General features: G+C 71.4%; 16 protein-coding genes, 1 tRNA gene and 1 pseudogene. 8 read left to right on the top strand and 10 right to left on the bottom strand.

Annotated elements, in window-relative coordinates:
• Window positions 1-36 precede the first annotated feature (36 nt).
• Complete coding sequence (gene mnmA / locus FFG40_RS07555; protein ID WP_031259645.1) at window positions 37-1143, bottom strand: tRNA 2-thiouridine(34) synthase MnmA; 1107 nt, start codon at window positions 1141-1143, stop codon at window positions 37-39.
• Window positions 1144-1199: 56 nt separating this feature from the next.
• Here mnmA and FFG40_RS07550 point away from each other — a divergent pair, with 56 nt between their 5' ends.
• From FFG40_RS07550 to FFG40_RS07540, 3 genes are all read left to right on the top strand, one after another.
• The gene (locus FFG40_RS07550; protein WP_138802755.1) at window positions 1200-2486 is read left to right on the top strand and encodes an MFS transporter; all 1287 of its coding nucleotides are present in this window, start codon (window positions 1200-1202) and stop codon (window positions 2484-2486) included.
• Between the two features lie 217 nt (window positions 2487-2703).
• Window positions 2704-2784 (top strand) — tRNA-Leu (locus FFG40_RS07545).
• Window positions 2785-2928: 144 nt separating this feature from the next.
• Window positions 2929-3636 carry a DedA family protein gene (locus tag FFG40_RS07540; RefSeq protein WP_138802754.1) on the top strand — a complete coding sequence of 236 codons (708 nt, stop codon included), beginning with the start codon at window positions 2929-2931 and terminating at the stop codon, window positions 3634-3636.
• Window positions 3637-3764: 128 nt separating this feature from the next.
• Here the strand turns inward: FFG40_RS07540 and rdgB are convergent, their stop codons facing one another.
• Genes rdgB through murI form a run of 3 tightly spaced genes read right to left on the bottom strand, consistent with a single transcriptional unit; the run spans window position 3765 to window position 5934 of the window.
• The gene (rdgB, locus tag FFG40_RS07535) at window positions 3765-4358 is read right to left on the bottom strand and encodes an RdgB/HAM1 family non-canonical purine NTP pyrophosphatase (protein ID WP_027464602.1); all 594 of its coding nucleotides are present in this window, start codon (window positions 4356-4358) and stop codon (window positions 3765-3767) included.
• A complete protein-coding gene (gene rph / locus FFG40_RS07530) occupies window positions 4355-5092 on the bottom strand; it encodes a ribonuclease PH (RefSeq protein ID WP_138802753.1) in 738 nt (245 codons plus the stop codon). Before rph ends, rdgB begins: the two co-directional genes overlap by 4 nt.
• A complete protein-coding gene (murI, locus tag FFG40_RS07525; RefSeq protein ID WP_027464600.1) occupies window positions 5089-5934 on the bottom strand; it encodes a glutamate racemase in 846 nt (281 codons plus the stop codon). The genes rph and murI overlap by 4 nt, the downstream gene beginning before the upstream one ends.
• Window positions 5935-6046: 112 nt before the next feature.
• On the opposite strand from murI, the pseudogene FFG40_RS07520 reads away from it, so the two are divergent.
• Window positions 6047-7339 (top strand): annotated as a pseudogene (locus FFG40_RS07520) (nicotinate phosphoribosyltransferase); the annotation flags it as partial.
• Window positions 7340-7542: 203 nt separating this feature from the next.
• Here FFG40_RS07520 and FFG40_RS07515 read toward each other — a convergent pair.
• From FFG40_RS07515 to FFG40_RS07505, 3 genes are read right to left on the bottom strand one after another with little or no spacing between them, the layout of a single operon-like run.
• Window positions 7543-7803, bottom strand: a complete 261-nt coding sequence (locus FFG40_RS07515) for a DUF3039 domain-containing protein (protein WP_123313364.1) — start codon at window positions 7801-7803, stop codon at window positions 7543-7545.
• 54 nt (window positions 7804-7857) lie between these two features.
• Window positions 7858-9429 (bottom strand): ABC transporter permease, encoded by a 1572-nt coding sequence (locus FFG40_RS07510; protein WP_138802751.1) that lies wholly within the window; start codon window positions 9427-9429, stop codon window positions 7858-7860.
• A complete protein-coding gene (locus FFG40_RS07505) occupies window positions 9405-10637 on the bottom strand; it encodes an ABC transporter ATP-binding protein (RefSeq protein ID WP_260678816.1) in 1233 nt (410 codons plus the stop codon). Before FFG40_RS07505 ends, FFG40_RS07510 begins: the two co-directional genes overlap by 25 nt.
• Before the next feature lie 297 nt (window positions 10638-10934).
• Between FFG40_RS07505 and FFG40_RS07500 the strand changes: the two genes are divergently transcribed.
• The 4 genes from FFG40_RS07500 (at window position 10935) to FFG40_RS07485 (ending at window position 13687) form a co-directional block, all read left to right on the top strand.
• Window positions 10935-11630, top strand: coding sequence for an NTP transferase domain-containing protein (locus FFG40_RS07500; RefSeq protein WP_110862735.1), 696 nt, complete (start codon window positions 10935-10937; stop codon window positions 11628-11630).
• A 43-nt stretch (window positions 11631-11673) separates the two neighbouring features.
• The gene (locus FFG40_RS07495) at window positions 11674-12498 is read left to right on the top strand and encodes an ABC transporter permease (RefSeq protein WP_260678815.1); all 825 of its coding nucleotides are present in this window, start codon (window positions 11674-11676) and stop codon (window positions 12496-12498) included.
• Complete coding sequence (locus FFG40_RS07490) at window positions 12498-13268, top strand: ABC transporter ATP-binding protein (RefSeq protein ID WP_071405446.1); 771 nt, start codon at window positions 12498-12500, stop codon at window positions 13266-13268. Before FFG40_RS07495 ends, FFG40_RS07490 begins: the two co-directional genes overlap by 1 nt.
• Before the next feature lie 116 nt (window positions 13269-13384).
• Complete coding sequence (locus FFG40_RS07485; protein ID WP_071405447.1) at window positions 13385-13687, top strand: hypothetical protein; 303 nt, start codon at window positions 13385-13387, stop codon at window positions 13685-13687.
• Between the two features lie 47 nt (window positions 13688-13734).
• Here the strand turns inward: FFG40_RS07485 and FFG40_RS07480 are convergent, their stop codons facing one another.
• Genes FFG40_RS07480 through FFG40_RS07470 form a run of 3 tightly spaced genes read right to left on the bottom strand, consistent with a single transcriptional unit; the run spans window position 13735 to window position 16751 of the window.
• Entirely contained in the window at window positions 13735-14967 is a 1233-nt protein-coding gene (locus FFG40_RS07480; RefSeq protein ID WP_138802750.1) for a CDP-glycerol glycerophosphotransferase family protein, read from the bottom strand.
• A gap of 42 nt (window positions 14968-15009) precedes the next feature.
• Window positions 15010-15885 carry a glycosyltransferase family 2 protein gene (locus FFG40_RS07475; RefSeq protein ID WP_138803468.1) on the bottom strand — a complete coding sequence of 292 codons (876 nt, stop codon included), beginning with the start codon at window positions 15883-15885 and terminating at the stop codon, window positions 15010-15012.
• Between the two features lie 44 nt (window positions 15886-15929).
• Window positions 15930-16751, bottom strand: a complete 822-nt coding sequence (locus tag FFG40_RS07470) for a CDP-alcohol phosphatidyltransferase family protein (RefSeq protein WP_027464591.1) — start codon at window positions 16749-16751, stop codon at window positions 15930-15932.
• Between the last annotated feature and the right edge of the window lies 1 nt (window position 16752).

Here is a 16752-nt window from a genome sequence, read left to right as displayed (position 1 = left end):
GGCGTGCAGCGAGCGTGCGCCCCGGGAGCGGCGGGGTCAGGCGTCGACGGGGACGGCGCTGACCGTGGTGTCGATCGTGCACTGGCCGAGCACGCGCGTGCCGACGTAGACCACGGCGGTCTGCCCGGGAGCGACCCCGTGCAGCGGCTCGTCGACGTCGATCACGAGCACGTCGTCCTGCACCCGGGCGGTCGCGGGCACCGGGTCGGCGTGCGCGCGGATCTGCACGTCGCAGGCGAAGGGCGTCGCAGGGTCGGCCGGGGCCGTGCCCGCCCAGGTGAACCGCGAGCCGGACATCGAGGTGACGGCGAGGGCTTCCTTCGGGCCGACGACGACGGTGTTGTCCTTCGGGCGGATCTCGAGCACGAACCGGGGCTTGCCGTCCGGTGCCGGGCGGCCGAGGGCCAGGCCGCGGCGCTGTCCGACGGTGTAGCCGGTGGCGCCCTCGTGCGAGCCGACGACCGTGCCGTCGCGCTCGACGACCTCGCCGGGGGCGGTGCCGACGCGGTCCGCCAGCCAGCCGCGGGTGTCGCCGTCCGGGATGAAGCAGATGTCGTACGAGTCCGGCTTCTGGGCGACCGTCAGCCCGCGCTCGGCGGCCTCGGCCCGGACCTCGTCCTTCGACGGGGTGGCTCCGAGCGGGAACATCGCGTGCTGCAGCTGCTCGGCCGTCAGGACCCCGAGCACGTACGACTGGTCCTTCGCCCACGCGGCCGACCGGTGCAGTTCGCGGGAGCCGTCCGGACCGGTGACGATCGAGGCGTAGTGCCCGGTCGCGACGGCGTCGAACCCCAGGGCGAGTGCCTTCTCGAGCAGCGCCGCGAACTTGATCCGCTCGTTGCAGCGCATGCAGGGGTTCGGGGTGCGGCCGGCCTGGTACTCGGCCACGAAGTCGTCGACGACGTCCTCCTTGAACCGGGCCGAGAAGTCCCACACGTAGTACGGGATCCCGAGTGCCGACGCGGCGCGCTGGGCGTCCATCGAGTCCTCGATGGTGCAGCATCCGCGGCTGCCGGTGCGCAGGGTGCCGGGCATCCGGCTCAGGGCCAGGTGCACGCCCACCACGTCGTGGCCGGCGTCGACCGCCCGGGCTGCGGCCACCGCCGAGTCGACACCACCGCTCATCGCCGCAAGAACACGCATGCGTCCAGGGTAACCCGCCGACGAAGCGGTACCGCTGGCGTACCGTTGGTCGGGCGATGGCCACGACGGGGAACGACTCATTCGACTTCCGGTCCGTCCTGCTGTCCGGGTTCCTGCCCGCCGCGCTCTTCGCGATCGGCGAGGGCGCGATCATCCCGATCATCCCGATCGCGGCTGACTCCCTCGGCGCCAGCCTGGCGTTCGCGGGCTTCGTCGCCTCGCTCATCCTGGTCGGCGAGCTCATCGGCGACGTGCCGTCCGGCATCGTCGTCGCCCGCATCGGTGAGCGGAACGCGATGATCGGCGCCGCGCTCGTCTCGGTGGTCGGGCTCGTCGTCGCCACCACGGCCGCGAACGCCTGGGTCCTGGCGCTCGGGGTGTTCCTGGTCGGCGTTTCCACCGCGGTGTTCGCGCTCGCCCGGCACGCCTACATGACCACCGCGATCCCCCTGCGGATCCGGGCCCGGGCGCTGTCGAGCCTGGGCGGCGTCTTCCGCTTCGGCTACTTCGTCGGCCCGTTCATCGCCGCCGGCGTCATCCACCTGACCGGCACCACCAGCAGCGCCTTCTGGATCCACGTCGTCTGCTGCCTGGCGGCGGCGACCGTGCTCCTGGTGCTGCGCGACCCGGCGACGGGCACACGCGGCCTGCGGTTGCCGCCACGGGCCTCCCGGCGCTCGGCCGACCACGCGACCGAACCGCCCGCCGACACCGGCGCGCAGTTCGTCCAGCAGGAGGCGCAGGGCCTCTTCCGCACCATCCGCGCGAACGGGGCGGTCCTGCTGCGGCTCGGCAGCGGTGCCGGCCTGATCGGAGCGATGCGCGCCGGACGGCAGGTGATCCTGCCGCTCTGGGCGGTGAGCGTCGGCCTCGACGACTCGACCGCGGCCCTCGTGATCGGCATCGCCGGAGCCGTCGACTTCGCGCTGTTCTACACGAGCGGGCAGATCATGGACCGGTGGGGACGGCTCGCGAGCGCCCTGCCCTGCATGCTCGGCCTGAGCATCAGCTACTTCCTGCTCGCCTGGAGCGGCCACCTGGATGCCCGGGTCGGCTGGTTCGTCGCGATCGCGATGGGCATGTCCCTGGCCAACGGGGTCGGTTCCGGCATCCTCATGACGCTCGGCGCGGACCTCGCACCGCGCGACGCCCCGGCACCGTTCCTGGGGGCCTGGCGGTTCACCGGTGACTTCGGGTCGGCGGCGGCACCGCTCCTCATCTCCGGTGTGACCGCCGTCGCGTCCATCGCGGTCGCGAGCGGGGTGATGGGCGTGCTCGGCCTGGTCGGCGCGGGCATCCTGCTCCGGTACGTCCCCCGGTACCTGCCGCGTCCGCTGCGCTGACAACGGCGGCGAAGTCGCGCTGCCGCATCGTCGCTTCAGGGCGCACCGTGCGCGCTCCTCCGCTCCGTGCGCCGTTGACCGCACCGTGCGCACCCACAGCGCCGCACCCAGCCGCCAAGCTCGCACCGGGTCGCGGACCGCGCACGGTGCGTCCCACGGCCTGGAGGCCCGGCGCACGTCCGCCCCGCACGCCGCGCTCGGTAGACTGCCGCTGCTCGCGGGAGTGGTGGAATCGGTAGACACGCAGGATTTAGGTTCCTGTGCCCCAGGCGTGAGGGTTCGAGTCCCTCCTTCCGCACCGAGTCCCCCAGGCGCACCGTTGCGGTCATCCGCACGCCTCGAGCAGGTCAACCCTGCGAGGGATGGCCCGGTCACTTCCGGGCGGTACCCTCATCCCGCGGGAGTCCTCCCCGTGACTCCCGCCTCCACGACCGGAAGAACCATGCACTCCGTCGCACTCGCCCTGATCCCGTGGCTCGATCCGCAGTACATCCTCGACCACTTCGGGGCCATCGCCGTGCTGGTGGTCTGCGCGATCGTGTTCGCCGAGACCGGTCTGCTCATCGGCTTCATCTTCCCGGGCGACAGCCTGCTGGTCATCACCGGCCTGTTCGCCTTCGACCGCGGTGGCGAGATCGGCGGCATCCCGATCTGGGTCGCAGCGCTGATGATCGGCGCGGCCGCGTTCCTCGGCGGTGAGCTCGGGTACTACATCGGCAAGAAGGCCGGGCCCCCGATCTTCGAACGCAAGGACAGCGGGCTCTTCTCGAAGGCGAACGTCGAGCGCACCAACGCGTTCTTCCACCGCTTCGGCCCCCTCGCCGTGATCCTGGCGCGCTTCGTGCCGGTCGTCCGCACCTTCGCCCCGATCGCCGCGGGTGTCGGCCGGATGGACTACAAGAAGTACTCGCTCTACAACGCGATCGGCGCCGTGGTCTGGGGCGTCGGTGTGACGTTCCTCGGGTACTTCATCGGGCACATCCCCTTCGTGGCGCACATCGTCCGCGAGTACATCGACATCATCCTGCTCGCCGCGGTCGTCGTGACCGTCGTGCCGATGGCGCTGACGTACCTGCGCAACGCCCGCAAGGCGAAGCACACGAACGAGACCGAGGCCACCACGGCCCCGACGGTCGACCCGACGCTCTAGCCGCAGCACCGGCTGTACCGCCGGACCCGCGCACCGGCGCACCGGCGCACAACCAAAGTCGCCCCGAGCCACGTGATCACGTGGTTCGGGGCGACTTCGGTTGTGCGGAACGGAAAGAGCGCCGGCGCTCAGACGCCGAAGTGCTCCCGCACGATCGGCGCGATGCCCCGGAACGCCTTGCTGCGGTGCGACAAGGCGTTCTTCTCGTCGCGGGTGAGCTCCGCCGACGAGCGGTCGGCATCGTCCGGCCGGAACACCGGGTCGTAACCGTGCCCGCCGTCACCGACGGGCTCGGTCAGCACCTCGCCGTTCCAGACCGCCTCGACGACGTGCTCCTGGCCGTCGGGCGTCACGAAGGCCGCTGCGCACACGAACGCGGCGGTCCGCTCGACGACACCCTGCAGGTTCGTGAGCAGCAGCGCGATGTTGTCGGCGTCCGAGCGGGTGCCGGCGTAGCGGGCCGAGTGGATGCCCGGTGCACCCCCGAGGGCGTCGACCGCGATCCCGGAGTCGTCGGCGAGCGCCGGCAGCCCCGTGTGCGCGACGGCGGCGCGAGCCTTGATCAGGGCGTTCGCTGCGTAGCTGTCGCCGTCCTCGACCGGCTCGGGACCGTCGTACCCGACGAGTTCGACACCCTCGCCCAGCGCCGACCCGAGGATCTCGCGCAGTTCGACGACCTTGCCCTGGTTGTGGGTGGCCAGCACCACCTCGCGGGACGTCACGCCAGACCCAGGACCGAACGCTGGATCGCCGCGAGCGACAGGTTGCCGGCCAGGCCGAGGTCGAGCAGGACGTTCAGCTCGTCCCGGTCGAACGGCGCGTGCTCGGCGGTGCCCTGCACCTCGATGAACTTGCCCGAACCCGTCGTGACGATGTTCATGTCGGTGTCCGCTGCGGAGTCCTCGGTGTAGGCCAGGTCGAGCATCGGCTCCCCCTTGACGATGCCGACCGAGATGGCCTGCACGCTGTCGGTGAGCGGGGTGGCCTTCTTCGCGATGAAGCCCTTGGCGCGGCCCCACTCGATCGCGTCGGCCATCGCCACGTAGGCGCCCGTGATCGACGCCGTGCGGGTGCCGCCGTCGGCCTGCAGCACGTCGCAGTCGATGACGAGGGTGTTCTCGCCCAGGGCCTTCGTGTCGACGACCGCGCGGAGCGAACGCCCGATCAGGCGGGAGATCTCGTGCGTGCGGCCGCCGACCTTGCCCTTGATGGACTCGCGCTGCATGCGCTCGTTGGTCGACCGCGGCAGCATCGAGTACTCGGCGGTGACCCACCCGGTGCCCTTGCCGGCGAGCCAGCGGGGCACGCCGTTGGTGAACGACGCGGTGCAGAGCACCCTGGTGTTGCCGAAGGAGATGAGCGCGCTGCCCTCGGCCTGCGTGCTCCACCCCCGCTCGATGGTGACGGGACGGTGGTCGGTGGCGGTACGGCCGTCGACGCGGAGGTTGTCGGTCATGGGGTCCTTTCGGTGCGGGGCAGCGTGATGGCCCCCGTCTGGAGGTGGCCGACGCTCGAGACCTCGGGACCGAGGAAGCGCCGGGCGAGCCGGATGAAGCCGTTCTTGTCGTCGCCCGTCGCCTCGAACGAGTACGTCGGGGCGGTGGTCGCGGTGCGCTCGAGCCCGTGCTCCACGAGCCGGCGGTAGACGTCGTTCGCGGTCTCCTCGGCGCTGGAGACGAGCGTGACCTCCGGACCCATGACGAACTGGATCGCGGCGGACATGAGCGGGTAGTGGGTGCAGCCGAGCACGAGGGTGTCGACGTCGGCGGCACGGATCGGGTCGAGGTACCCGGCCGCGATCTCGCGCAGCGACGGCGACGAGGTGTCCCCCGCCTCGACGAACTCGACGAACCGGGGGCACGCGGCGGTGGTCAACGTGACGTCGGCGGCGACCGCGAAGGCGTCCTCGTAGGCGCGCGACGCGATGGTGCCGACGGTGCCGATGACCCCGATGCGGCCCGTGCGGGTCTGCTTGACGGCGGCGCGGGCCGCGGGCTGGATGACCTCGACCACGGGGATGCCGTACGCCTGCTCGTACCGTTCGCGGGCGTCGCGGAGCACGGCGGACGACGCGGTGTTGCACGCGATGACCAGGGCCTTCACGCCCTGCTCGACCAGGTCGTCCATGACCTCGAGCGCGTAGCGGCGGACGTCGGCGATGGGCTTCGGGCCGTAGGGCGAGTGCACGGTGTCGCCGACGTACCGGATGCTCTCGCGCGGGAGCTGGTCGATGATGGCGCGGGCCACGGTGAGGCCGCCGACCCCGCTGTCGAAGACTCCGATCGGTGCATCCGTCACGGCACCAGCGTACCGACGCACGCCGACGAGCACCGACGCGGCCACGCGCGCCACGCGTGCCGGACGCCCGGGGTGATCCGGGCCTCCCCACCGTCACGTCACTAGTGTCGGAGACGTGACCAGCGCGCTCCTCACCGACCAGTACGAGCTCACCATGGTGGACGCCGCCCTGAAGGACGGGACCGCCGACCGCCGATGCGTCTTCGAGGTGTTCGCCCGGCGGCTGCCGGACGGCCGCCGCTACGGTGTCGCGGCCGGACTCGGCCGCTTCCTCACCGCCCTCGGCGACTTCCGCTTCGGCGACGAGGAGATCGGGTTCCTGCGCGACCGCGGCGTCATCGACGCCGGTACCGCCTCGTGGCTCGCCGACTACCGGTTCAGCGGCGACGTCCGCGCCTACCGGGAGGGCGAGGTCTACTTCCCGAACTCCCCCATCCTGCAGATCGAGGGCACCTTCGCCGAGGCCGTCGTGCTCGAGACCCTCGCCCTGAGCATCTTCAACGCGGACTCCGCGATCGCCTCGGCCGCCGCCCGCATGGTGTCCGCCGCCGACGGCCGCCCGCTCGCCGAGATGGGCTCCCGCCGCACCGGTGAGTGGAACGCCGTCGCCGCCGCCCGTGCCGCGTACATCGCCGGCTTCGGTGCGACGAGCAACCTCGAGGCCGGCCGCACCTGGGGCATCCCCACGATGGGCACCGCCGCGCACGCCTTCACGCTGCTGCACGACTCCGAGGAGCAGGCGTTCCGTTCGCAGCTCGACGCGCTCGGCAGCGGCACGACCCTGCTCGTCGACACCTACGACATCGAGGCCGCGGTCGAGACCGCCGTCCGCCTCACCGACGGCAAGCTCGGCGGCGTCCGGATCGACAGCGGCGACCTGCCGTCCGTCGTCGCAGCCGTGCGTGCGCAGCTCGACCGCCTCGGTGCGACGGGCACGAAGATCACGGTGACGAACGACCTCGACGAGTACACGATCGCCGCGCTCCGAGCTGCACCGGTCGACTCCTACGGCGTCGGCACCTCGGTCGTCTCCGGCTCCGGGCACCCCGCCGCCGGCATGGTGTTCAAGCTCGTCGCGCACCGGGACGCGGACGGCGGCGACTGGGTCCCCGTCGCCAAGAAGTCGGCCGACAAGGCGTCGATCGGCGGCCGGAAGGAGGCGGGCCGACGACTCCGGAACGGCGTCGCGACCGCCGAGATCGTGCTCACGGGTGCGCAGGTCGGCCCAGACGAGCGGCCACTGCTGGTCCCCGTCGTCACCGGCGGCGAGGTCGACCCGGCGTTCCTCGGCACGCACGGCGTCGAGGCCGCACGCGCGCACCACACGCGCGCGAAGGCGGAGCTGCCCGCCGACGCATCCCGCATCGGGCGCGGCGACCCCGCCATCCCCACCCTGGTGATCTAGGGCCCGTACGCCGCGCGTCGCGTCGCGTCGCGTCGCGCCGCGCCGCGTCGCGTTCGCGTCGCCGCTTCGCGAGCAGGAATGGTCGGGTGTCCGGAGGTGACCCGACCTCTTCTGCTCACGATGTGCGGTCAGCGGACGCAGACGACGGACGGGAGGCCCGTGGCGGCGTCGCCACGGGCCTCCCGTCCGTCTGCTGGTCGCGTCTACTCGGCCTTCATCTTCTCGTAGATGGCCTTGCAGTCCGGGCAGACCGGGAACTTCTCCGGGTCGCGACCCGGGATCCACTTCTTGCCGCACAGGGCCTTGACCGGCTTGCCGGACATGGCCGACTGCAGGATCTTGTCCTTCTTCACGTAGTGCGAGAACCGCTCGTGGTCACCGGGTTCGATCGCTTCGTCTTCGAGGAGCTTCTCGAGCTCCCGGTCCATCACGTCGAGGCCGCCGCCTGGTTCCGTCATGCTCATGGGTCCAGGGTACGACGGTCCGCCCTCGGGCGCGCCGCTCGTTGTGCTGCGTCGCTAGTTGCGCTGGGCCGCGGCGAGCAGGTCGGGACCGCGGCGGTCGAACAGACGGCCGCCCGCGGACACACCGATCACGAGCACGACGGCACCGACCCCGACGCCCACCAGGAGCGTCAGCACCGACCAGGGCTCCGGACCCTGCACGGCGGCGAGCACGGCGAGGCAGGCGGCGGGGACCGTGCAGAGCGCGATGCCGATCACCATGGTCGCCTGCGCGACCGTGGCGGTGACGCCGGCCGCCTGCGGCTGCTGGAACGGGTGGTCGCCCGGGCGCACCGTCGGGTAGGGCATGAGCACGGACAGGACGCTCGACAACCCGAGCCCTGACAGGAGCGCACTCGCACTGACGCCGATGAGCAGCGGGAAGGCGGCCCAGTCACCGAACAGCCACGCGGACAGTGCGGCCCCGGCGACGATCGCGGGCGCCCCCACGACCAGCACGGGCACGACCCGACCGAGCCGGTCACTCCACCCGGGCGCACCGGACGCGACGTGCAGCCACACGGCGGTGTTGTCGTACGACACGTCGTTGTGCGGCAGGAACCCGGCGATCAGAGCCATCAGCGGCAGCGGCACGACGGCGGTCCACTGCCACGGGACCCCGGCGACACCGAGCGGGATGACGACGATCGGCACGAGCAGGATGATCAGGTACGACGTGCGGTACCGCGGGTCGCGGACCCAGTAGGTGAGCGCCCGCGCAGCGACGGCCGACACCGGGGCCGAGCCGAACCGGTCGAACCAGCCCAGGCCCTGGTAGCGGCGGGTCCGGGCGCGGTCGTCGACGGTCTCGAGCGCACGGCCGACGAGCGCCCACCATGCCCAGGCGAGGAGCGCGACGACGGCGACCGCGACGAGGAGCTTCACGACACCGGCGCCGACGTGGCCGCTCGCGACCTCGGCGGGCACGGCCCACGCGGCACCCCAGGGGGTCCAGCCGGCGACGTCCGCGACCCGCTGCATCTCGGTGCCCTGCGGGTCCAGCCAGTCGACGCGCAGCAGCAGCGCCACCGTCGGGATCGAGAGCGCGATGATGACGAGGGCCACCAGCCACCCGGCGTCGCGGGAGCGGTCCGGCCCGATCAGCCGGGAGCCGACGGTGCAGCAGACGCGGATCAGGAGTGCGCAGGTCGCGACGCCGAGCACCCCGCCGAGGACCGCGAGCAGGCCGAGACCGGGATCGCGTGCCCAGGCGACGACCTGGCCGACCGCGACGACGACCACGCCGATCACCGGGATGCCGACGAGTCCGGCGACGACGAGCCCGATCGTCAGGCGACGGCGCTCGATGCCGAACACCGCGAAGCGCCGCGGGTCGAGCTGGTCGCTCCGGCCGACGACGAGCGGCACGACCGTGAACCCGAAGGTGATCAGGGTGCCGACGGGAACGATGACCGCACGGGCGACGTCCGGGTCGGCGTCACCGAGGGCGATGGTCTGCGACGCGACGAACACGGCGGCGAGGAGTCCGACGAGGCTGGCGAGCACGACGGCGACGGACCGGCGGGCGGTGCCCCGGACCTCGCCCGCGAGCAGGTCCGCCCTCAGCCGGAGAAGCTGTGCAACCATTCCATGCTCTCCGCGACGACACGACCGCCGGCGAGTTCGACGAACTTGTCCTCGAGGCTCTTGCGCCCGCGGACCTGGGCCATGGTGCCGGACGCCAGGACCTTGCCGCCGACGATGATGGCGACCGAGTCGCAGGTGCGCTGCACGAGCTCCATCGAGTGGCTCGACAGCACGACCGTGCCGCCACCCCGGGTGTACCGGCGCAGGATGTCCGTGATCGTCGCCGCGCTCACCGGGTCGACCGACTCGAACGGCTCGTCGAGCACGAGCACCCGCGGCGAGTGGATCAGGGTCGCGGCCAGGGCGATCTTCTTCGCCATGCCGACCGAGTAGTCGGCGACCTGGCGGCCGAGCGCCTCGCCCAGCCCGAAGGCCTCGGCGAGGTCGGCGCTGCGCTTCCGTGCGGTGGCACCGTCGAGCCCGCGGAGCGTGGCCGAGTAGTAGAGGAGCTGCGCACCGGTCAGCCGGTCGAACAGCCGGAGCCGGTCCGGCAGGACGCCGAGACTGCGCTTCGCCGCCGTCGGGTCGGCCCAGACGTCGTGGTCGAGCACCGTCACCGAGCCGGCGTCGGGGCGCAGCAGTCCGGTGATCATGGACAGGGTCGTCGTCTTGCCGGCGCCGTTCGGGCCGACCACGCCGAAGATCGAGCCCTGCCGGATCTCGAGGTCGACCTCGTCGACGGCCAGGGTCTGCCCGTACCGCTTGACCAGGCCGCTCGCTGCGAGCACGACGGGCTGGAGTGTCTGCGGCTGCTTCGGTGCGGCGGTGCGGGGCGCACGCTTCTTCGTCGTGGCCGGGGCCGCGGCGGTCGACCGGTCGGCGTCGTCCGTCGCGTCGTCCGCGTCGCTCGGGACGGGAGGCTCGGCGTCGGTCCGCGGGGCGGCCTTCGTCGGGCGCCTGGTGCGTCCCTTGCCGGTGCGCGCCTTCGCGGGGCGCGGCGCTGCGGCCGTCGTGTCGTCGGCGCGGGTGTCCGTCGTGGCGTCGTCGGAGCGGGTGTCCGTCGTCGCGTCGGAGCGGGTGTCCGTCGTCGCGTCGGTCATCGCGTCATCAGTGGCGGCGTCGTCCGCATCAGTGTCCCCCGTGTCGTCGTCGGCTGCGTCGCCCGCAGCAGCCGCGGCGGTGTCCGCTTCGTCGGCGTCCCCCGCCTCGGTCATCCAGGCAGCGTCGGCCGTGGCGTACACGTCCTCGTTCTCTGCTCGCGCTGGCATCGACCCACCGTACCAACGCTCTCCGTCCGTCGGGAACCGTCGCGGCCAGGGTCACGAATTGAGTACGAAGCGCGCAGACCCGTACCCCGCGAGGGGGTGTTTCCGTATCATTCACCAGGGCACGAAGGAGTGTTCACCACTTGGAAACCTGCTCCAGCAGGCGATCCCGGCGGCCTCTTCGCAGCGACGACCACGTCGACACGAACGGTTCTCGGGCAACTCGGACGTTGGAAGCGCAGACTCGACGAGGCCCGCCCGTACCCCAGGGTGCGCGGGCGGACACCAGAAGGGACCAGCATGACCACGCAGATCGTGATCCTCGCAGCGGGGATGGGCAGCCGTCTCGGCCGCAGCCTGCCGAAGCCGCTCACGGAGCTCAGTGACGGCCGCACCATCATGCAGCAGCAGTTCGACAACATCCGCGCCGCGTTCGGTTCGAGCGCCCGCGTGACGATCGTCGTCGGCTACAAGTCGGAGCACATCGTCGAGGCGTTCCCCGACGCGAACTTCGTCTACAACGAGTCGTACGACTCCACCAACACCTCGAAGAGCCTGCTGCGTGCCCTCAAGGCCACCGGCAAGAGCGGTGTGCTCTGGATGAACGGCGACGTGGTCTTCGACCCGATGGCGCTCGTCCGTGCGGCCGACATGATCGACGAGGGCCGTTCCTTCGTCAGCGTCAACACCGACAAGGTCTCCGACGAAGAGGTCAAGTACACCGTCGACGCCGAGGGCTTCATCCACAAGCTCTCGAAGCAGGTCGTCGGGGGTCTCGGCGAAGCCGTCGGGATCAACTACGTCTCCGCCGCCGACAAGCAGGCCCTCATCCGGCAGCTCGGTCGTGTCGACGACCAGGAGTACTTCGAGGGCGGCATCGAGGCTGCCATCGCCGAGGACGGGCTACGCTGGACGCCGATCGACATCTCCGACCTGTACGCGGTCGAGATCGACTTCGCCGAGGACCTCGAGCGCGCGAACAACCTGTTCGCCTGAACCACCGTCAGGACCCCTCGGCGGTTCCGCCCGAAGGGAAACCGTGACCACAGCGAGTGCGCCGACCGCGCCCGTGGCTCCCGCACCCGCGAAGGCCCGGAGCGCCGGTCGGCGCTATCGTCAGGCCCTCTGGTTGCTGACCGTCCGCGACCTCCGGGTCCGCTACTCGACGTCGGCGCTCGGCTACGTGTGGTCGATCCTCGACCCGCTCGTGATGTCGGGGATCTACTGGTTCGTCTTCACGCAGGTCTTCCACCGCGGATCGGTCGGTGAAGATCCGTACATCGTGTTCCTGCTGTCCGCGCTGCTGCCGTGGATGTGGTTCACCGGTGGCGTCTCGGACTCCACCCGGGCGTTCATCAAGGAATCGAAGCTCATCCGCTCGACCACCATCCCCCGCACGATCTGGGTGGCACGGATCGACGCGTCGAAGGGCATCGAGTTCCTGCTGAGCCTGCCGGTCCTGGCCGTCTTCGCGATCGCGACGGGTGCCCACCTGCACTGGCAGGTCGTGTTCTTCCCGCTGGCGATCGTGCTGCAGTGCGCGCTGGTCTACGGCCTGGGGCTCATCGTGGCCCCACTCGTGGTCTTCTTCCGTGACCTCGAGCGCGCCACCAAGCTCGTGCTGCGGTTCCTGTTCTACGCGTCCCCGATCATCTACGGCACGCACGCGCTGCCGCCTGCCCTGCGGGACATCGCCGCGATCAACCCGCTCACCGGCATCTTCGGCATGTACCGTGCGGCGTTCTTCCCCGGCCAGCTCGACTGGCTCGAGGTCGGCGCCTCGGTGGTCGTGACCGCCGTCGTCCTGGTGATCGGCTTCGCGGTGTTCCGCCGCAGCGAGCACCGCGTGCTGAAGGAGCTGTGATGACCGCGACCGACCAGACCCGACGCACCGAGACCGTCGCCCCGGTCATCTCGGTGCGCGATGCCGGCATCTGCTTCAAACGCAACCGTCGCGCGAGCCGGAACTTCAAGGACCTGTTCGCCGGACGCGGGCGCCGCAAGCGTGCCGATGAGTTCTGGGCGCTCCGCAACGTGTCGTTCGACGTCCGCCCGGGCGAGGCGATCGGCGTCGTGGGGCGGAACGGACAGGGCAAGTCGACCCTGCTGAAGCTCGTGGCCCAGGTCATGCTCCCCGACGAGGGCCGGGTCGACGTGGGTGCCGGCGTCGCCCCGCTCATCGAGATCACGGGTGGTTTCGTCGGCGACCTCACCGTGCGCGACAACGTGTACCTGACGGCGGGCCTGCACGGCATGTCGCGGGCCGAGATCCGCGACGCCTTCGACGAGATCATCGACTTCGCCGAGATCGCTGACTTCGTGGACACCCCCTACAAGCACCTCTCGAGCGGCATGAAGGTCCGCATCGCGTTCGCGGTGATCTCGCGGCTCGACGAACCGGTCATCCTCGTCGACGAGGTGCTGGCGGTGGGCGACAAGGCCTTCCGCGAGAAGTGCTACAAGCGGATCGAGCAGCTCCTCGCCGGCGGTCGGACGCTGTTCTTCGTCTCCCACAGCGACAAGGACCTGCGCCGCTTCTGCGACCGGGGGCTCTACCTCGACAAGGGTCGTCTGCAGCTCGACGGCACCATCGAGGCAGCACTGGCCCGGTACGCAGCCGACTACGGCTCCTGACCGGCCGGGGTACTCCCCCTGCACCAACACGCGCGTCACCGGCTCCCTCCACAGCCCCAGCCCTCGTGGCCGCCCCCGGGGTCTCGCCGTCGGACCCTCCCCCTAGCGTTCAGCCCATGCACCACCCACCAACCGCGTACGCCGTCCCGTTCGCCGTCGACCGATCGCACGCACCGCGTCGGTACGACCTCGTCAACACCGGTCCCGAGCCGGTCGACGGGCTCTCCCTCACCCACCTGGGCAACGGGTACTGCCCGCCGCTCGCGGTGCGCCGCCTCGACCCGGGCCGATCGCTGTCCCTGGCGGTCTTCGGCGCCGACCCCGAGGACACCGGGGTCGTCATCGTCCGGTGGCGCCGACCCGACCGGTCCGAGTACCTCTGGCGGATGTCACTCGTCGGGCCGGGGCTGCAGCCGTGAAGCCGCACGCGGGATCGGCACGGAGCACCCGGGGTGACGGTCGACCGTCAGCGCCCGCCGCGTTCGGCAGCGACGGTCCGCCACCGCTCGAGCAGCCACTCCACCGCCGCGTGGAACCGCTCCGTGGCGGCACCAGGGGTCGTGTCGCCGAAGTACCGGGTGACCCAGTGCTGCAGTCGCGCGAGCTCCTCGGCGTCGCTCGCCGCCGCGTCGACCCGGGCCAGCACCGACGGGGCGTCGGACGCGGTCAGCCAGTTCGCGGCGCTCAGGTAGCCGCGCTCGTCGACGTCGGCCTCGGGCGACACCGGCCGCGTGACGATGAGCGGCTTGCCCACCGCCAGCCGGTCGTAGATCATCGCGCTGATGTCGGTGATCGCCACGTCGGCGTCCGCCAGCTGCCAGCCGAGCTCACCGCCGTCGTCGTACAGATGGTGCGCGGCCGGGTCAGCGGCGTTGGCCGCGCTGATCGCCGCGACGATCCGCTCGTGCGCCGCACGGTAGGCGGGGTCGAGCACGCCGCTTCGAGGGTGCGGGCGGTACACGAGACGGTGGCGGGGCGATGCGAGCACCTGCTCGGCGATGACGGTACCGTGCGACGCGATCGACCCGTACGCCGCGGCACCCCGGTCGCCCTCCCACGTCGGGGCGTAGAGCACGACGGTCCGCTCGTCATCGGGGTACGGGGCTGCTCCGGCGAAGTGGTCGGCCTGCGGGCGTCCGATCGCGATGGTCCGGGCGTCCAGGTCGTAGTCCCACAGCGCCTCGGCCAGACGGTCGCGTGCGGCGTCCCCCGCGATCAGGGCGTAGTCGTACGCCTTGAACTGGTTCGTGGTCATGTACATCTTGTCGCTCTCGCCGTGGTTGACGAAGACGTGCCAGATCCGCCCGTACCGCATCATCTGGAAGTTGCGGGCGTTCTGGTTGACGTACAGCACCACCTTCGGCGCCTGGGTGTCGACGAAGCGCTCGAGGTCGACCACCTGCCGCGCGTAGACCGCGGGCACGGGCGACTCGTCGAGCAGGGTCAGCATGGTCCCCGGGCTCCGCGAGACGATCGCCACCGGGTGCGTCTTCGCGAGCTCGGCCAGCGGCGCGTACCACTGGCGCACCTGGTACATGTTGACCGGCCCGTCGGCGAAGTACACGGCGATCTCGATCGAACCGGGCGCCGGCTCGGGTGCGGACGGCAGTCGCCGTGCGAGCTGCCGACGGCTCCGGCGCGACGTCAGGAGTCGCTCGACGAGCCGCAGGGCGGTCCGCAGGTCGCTGATGATCGACATGGTCCTTCTCCGGGTCTGCTCTGGTGGGACGAGGCGTGCGGGTCAGACGACCGGCGGCCGCCCTGCGATGGTCATCCGCGCGACTGTGAGCCAACCCATCGGGCGGATCGGACCGCAGTCGGTCGTCCATCCTTCACGGATCGCGCCGAACCAAGTGGCCAGTCGGCGGGGGTGACGCCACCAGCGCGCGGTCTGGATCACGGCCCACGACCCCACGTACACCGGACGCAGCACCGCGGGCAGGTTGCGCCGGGCCAGCCACACCCGGTTCCGGGCGTTCAACCGGTAGTACTCGGTGTGCCGCGCCGGGTCGATCGCGGGGTGGTGCGCGACGAGGTCGCCGGCGTACCAGGTCCGACGGCCGGCGTCCCACACGCGCCAGGCGAGCTCGATGCCCTCGTGGGCGTAGAAGTACTCGGCCCCCCAGCCGCCGACGGCCCGGTAGACGTCCATCGGCAGCACGACGGCGCCTTCCCAGACCGAGAACACCGGCGACGAGTGGTCCGGCTCGCCCTTCCGGATCCGCGGCACCCATCGGCGGGGGTTCGCGGCACCCGTCGGGTCGACGACCCGGGGCTGCACGAGGCCGAGCGACGGATCGTGCTCGAACATCGCGATCGCGTCGCGCAGGAACGTCGGCGACGGCACCGAGGCATCGTCGTCGAGGAAGAACACGTAGTCGCCGTCGACGACCTCGGCCCCGGCGTTCCGACCGGCCGGGATCCCGACGTTCTCGGGCAGGGCCAGGGCTCGCACACCGTCCGGCAGGCCCGTCGGTACCCAGCCGTTGCCGACGCAGACGACGTCGAGTTCGACGTCCTGCTGGGCGAGCACGCTGTCGACGCCGCGGCGCAGGTCGTCCGGCCGGGTGCCCTGCGACAGGCTCACGACGGCGACGCGCGGTCGTCCGCGGTGCACCACCGCGTGCCGGCGCAGGGTTCCGGGCGCGGTCGTGTCCTCGGTCACGCCTTGACCCGCTTCGAGGCGATGATCGCCAGGAAGTGCCCGATCGTCGCGAGCACGGCGAGCGGCAACAGCGCACCGACCAGGATCCGACTGGCGAGCGGGTCACCGATCACCAGGGCGAGCAGGGCGAAGACGAACGCGAGCATGCTCAGCTCGACCGAGTGGTACAGGCGGTGGAACGGCAGGAAGCGTGCCACGCGGCGGAGCGAGGCGAGCCTGCGGCCGGACGGGGCGGTGGAGGCATCCCGCCGGTCGACCAGCTTGTCGAGCCCGGCGTTCGCGCGGGCCACGTGCACCATGTCGTTCAGGGCCTTGTTCAGCACGATGACCAGGCCGAGCGCGCAGCCGATCGTGGTCCACATCCAGTCGGCGCCGTGGATGGGCCAGGTGGCTGCACGGATGCCGAGCGCGACCGGGATCAGCCCCTCGGTCGTGTAGTGCCCCACCTTGTCCAGGAACACCCCGGCGGGCGACTTGGTGCCGCGCCACCGGGCGACCTCGCCGTCGGAGCAGTCGACGAGCATCTGCAGCTGGCCGAGGACCAGCGCCAGCGCCGCGCCCCAGATGCCGGGGATGAGCAGGGCGGCGGCGACGCTCCAGCCGACCAGGATCATCAGGCCGGTGACCTGGTTCGCGCTGACGCGGGTCTTCAGGAGCACCCAGGTCAGGTAGGGCGAGACGTCGCGCAGGTACAGCGAGGCCGTCCAGTGCTCGGCGTTGGCGCGCGCACGGACCTCGTCCGGCTGGGCGACGGCCCGGAGTTCGGCGATCGAGGTCGGCCGTGCGGATCCGCGGCCGGTCGTGGGGTGGTCGGTCATT

Source organism: Curtobacterium sp. KBS0715 (assembly GCF_005938005.2).
In the GTDB taxonomy this organism is placed as follows: Bacteria; Actinomycetota; Actinomycetes; order Actinomycetales; family Microbacteriaceae; genus Curtobacterium; species Curtobacterium flaccumfaciens.
Note: the sequence above shows the minus strand (reverse complement) of the source record. Positions and strands in the feature narration are given on the sequence as shown.

What these genes read in the sequence shown, in the direction of transcription:
- FFG40_RS07470 (WP_027464591.1), bottom strand. Translation starts at nt 16,751, where the DNA reads ATGACCGACCACCCCACGACCGGCCGCGGATCCGCACGGCCGACCTCG.
- FFG40_RS07490 (WP_071405446.1), top strand. Translation starts at nt 12,498, where the DNA reads ATGACCGCGACCGACCAGACCCGACGCACCGAGACCGTCGCCCCGGTC.
- FFG40_RS07510 (WP_138802751.1), bottom strand. Translation starts at nt 9,429, where the DNA reads ATGGTTGCACAGCTTCTCCGGCTGAGGGCGGACCTGCTCGCGGGCGAG.
- FFG40_RS07515 (WP_123313364.1), bottom strand. Translation starts at nt 7,803, where the DNA reads ATGAGCATGACGGAACCAGGCGGCGGCCTCGACGTGATGGACCGGGAG.
- FFG40_RS07540 (WP_138802754.1), top strand. Translation starts at nt 2,929, where the DNA reads ATGCACTCCGTCGCACTCGCCCTGATCCCGTGGCTCGATCCGCAGTAC.
- FFG40_RS07485 (WP_071405447.1), top strand. Translation starts at nt 13,385, where the DNA reads ATGCACCACCCACCAACCGCGTACGCCGTCCCGTTCGCCGTCGACCGA.
- FFG40_RS07505 (WP_260678816.1), bottom strand. Translation starts at nt 10,637, where the DNA reads ATGCCAGCGCGAGCAGAGAACGAGGACGTGTACGCCACGGCCGACGCT.
- FFG40_RS07550 (WP_138802755.1), top strand. Translation starts at nt 1,200, where the DNA reads ATGGCCACGACGGGGAACGACTCATTCGACTTCCGGTCCGTCCTGCTG.
- FFG40_RS07500 (WP_110862735.1), top strand. Translation starts at nt 10,935, where the DNA reads ATGACCACGCAGATCGTGATCCTCGCAGCGGGGATGGGCAGCCGTCTC.
- mnmA (WP_031259645.1), bottom strand. Translation starts at nt 1,143, where the DNA reads ATGCGTGTTCTTGCGGCGATGAGCGGTGGTGTCGACTCGGCGGTGGCC.
- rph (WP_138802753.1), bottom strand. Translation starts at nt 5,092, where the DNA reads ATGACCGACAACCTCCGCGTCGACGGCCGTACCGCCACCGACCACCGT.
- FFG40_RS07480 (WP_138802750.1), bottom strand. Translation starts at nt 14,967, where the DNA reads ATGTCGATCATCAGCGACCTGCGGACCGCCCTGCGGCTCGTCGAGCGA.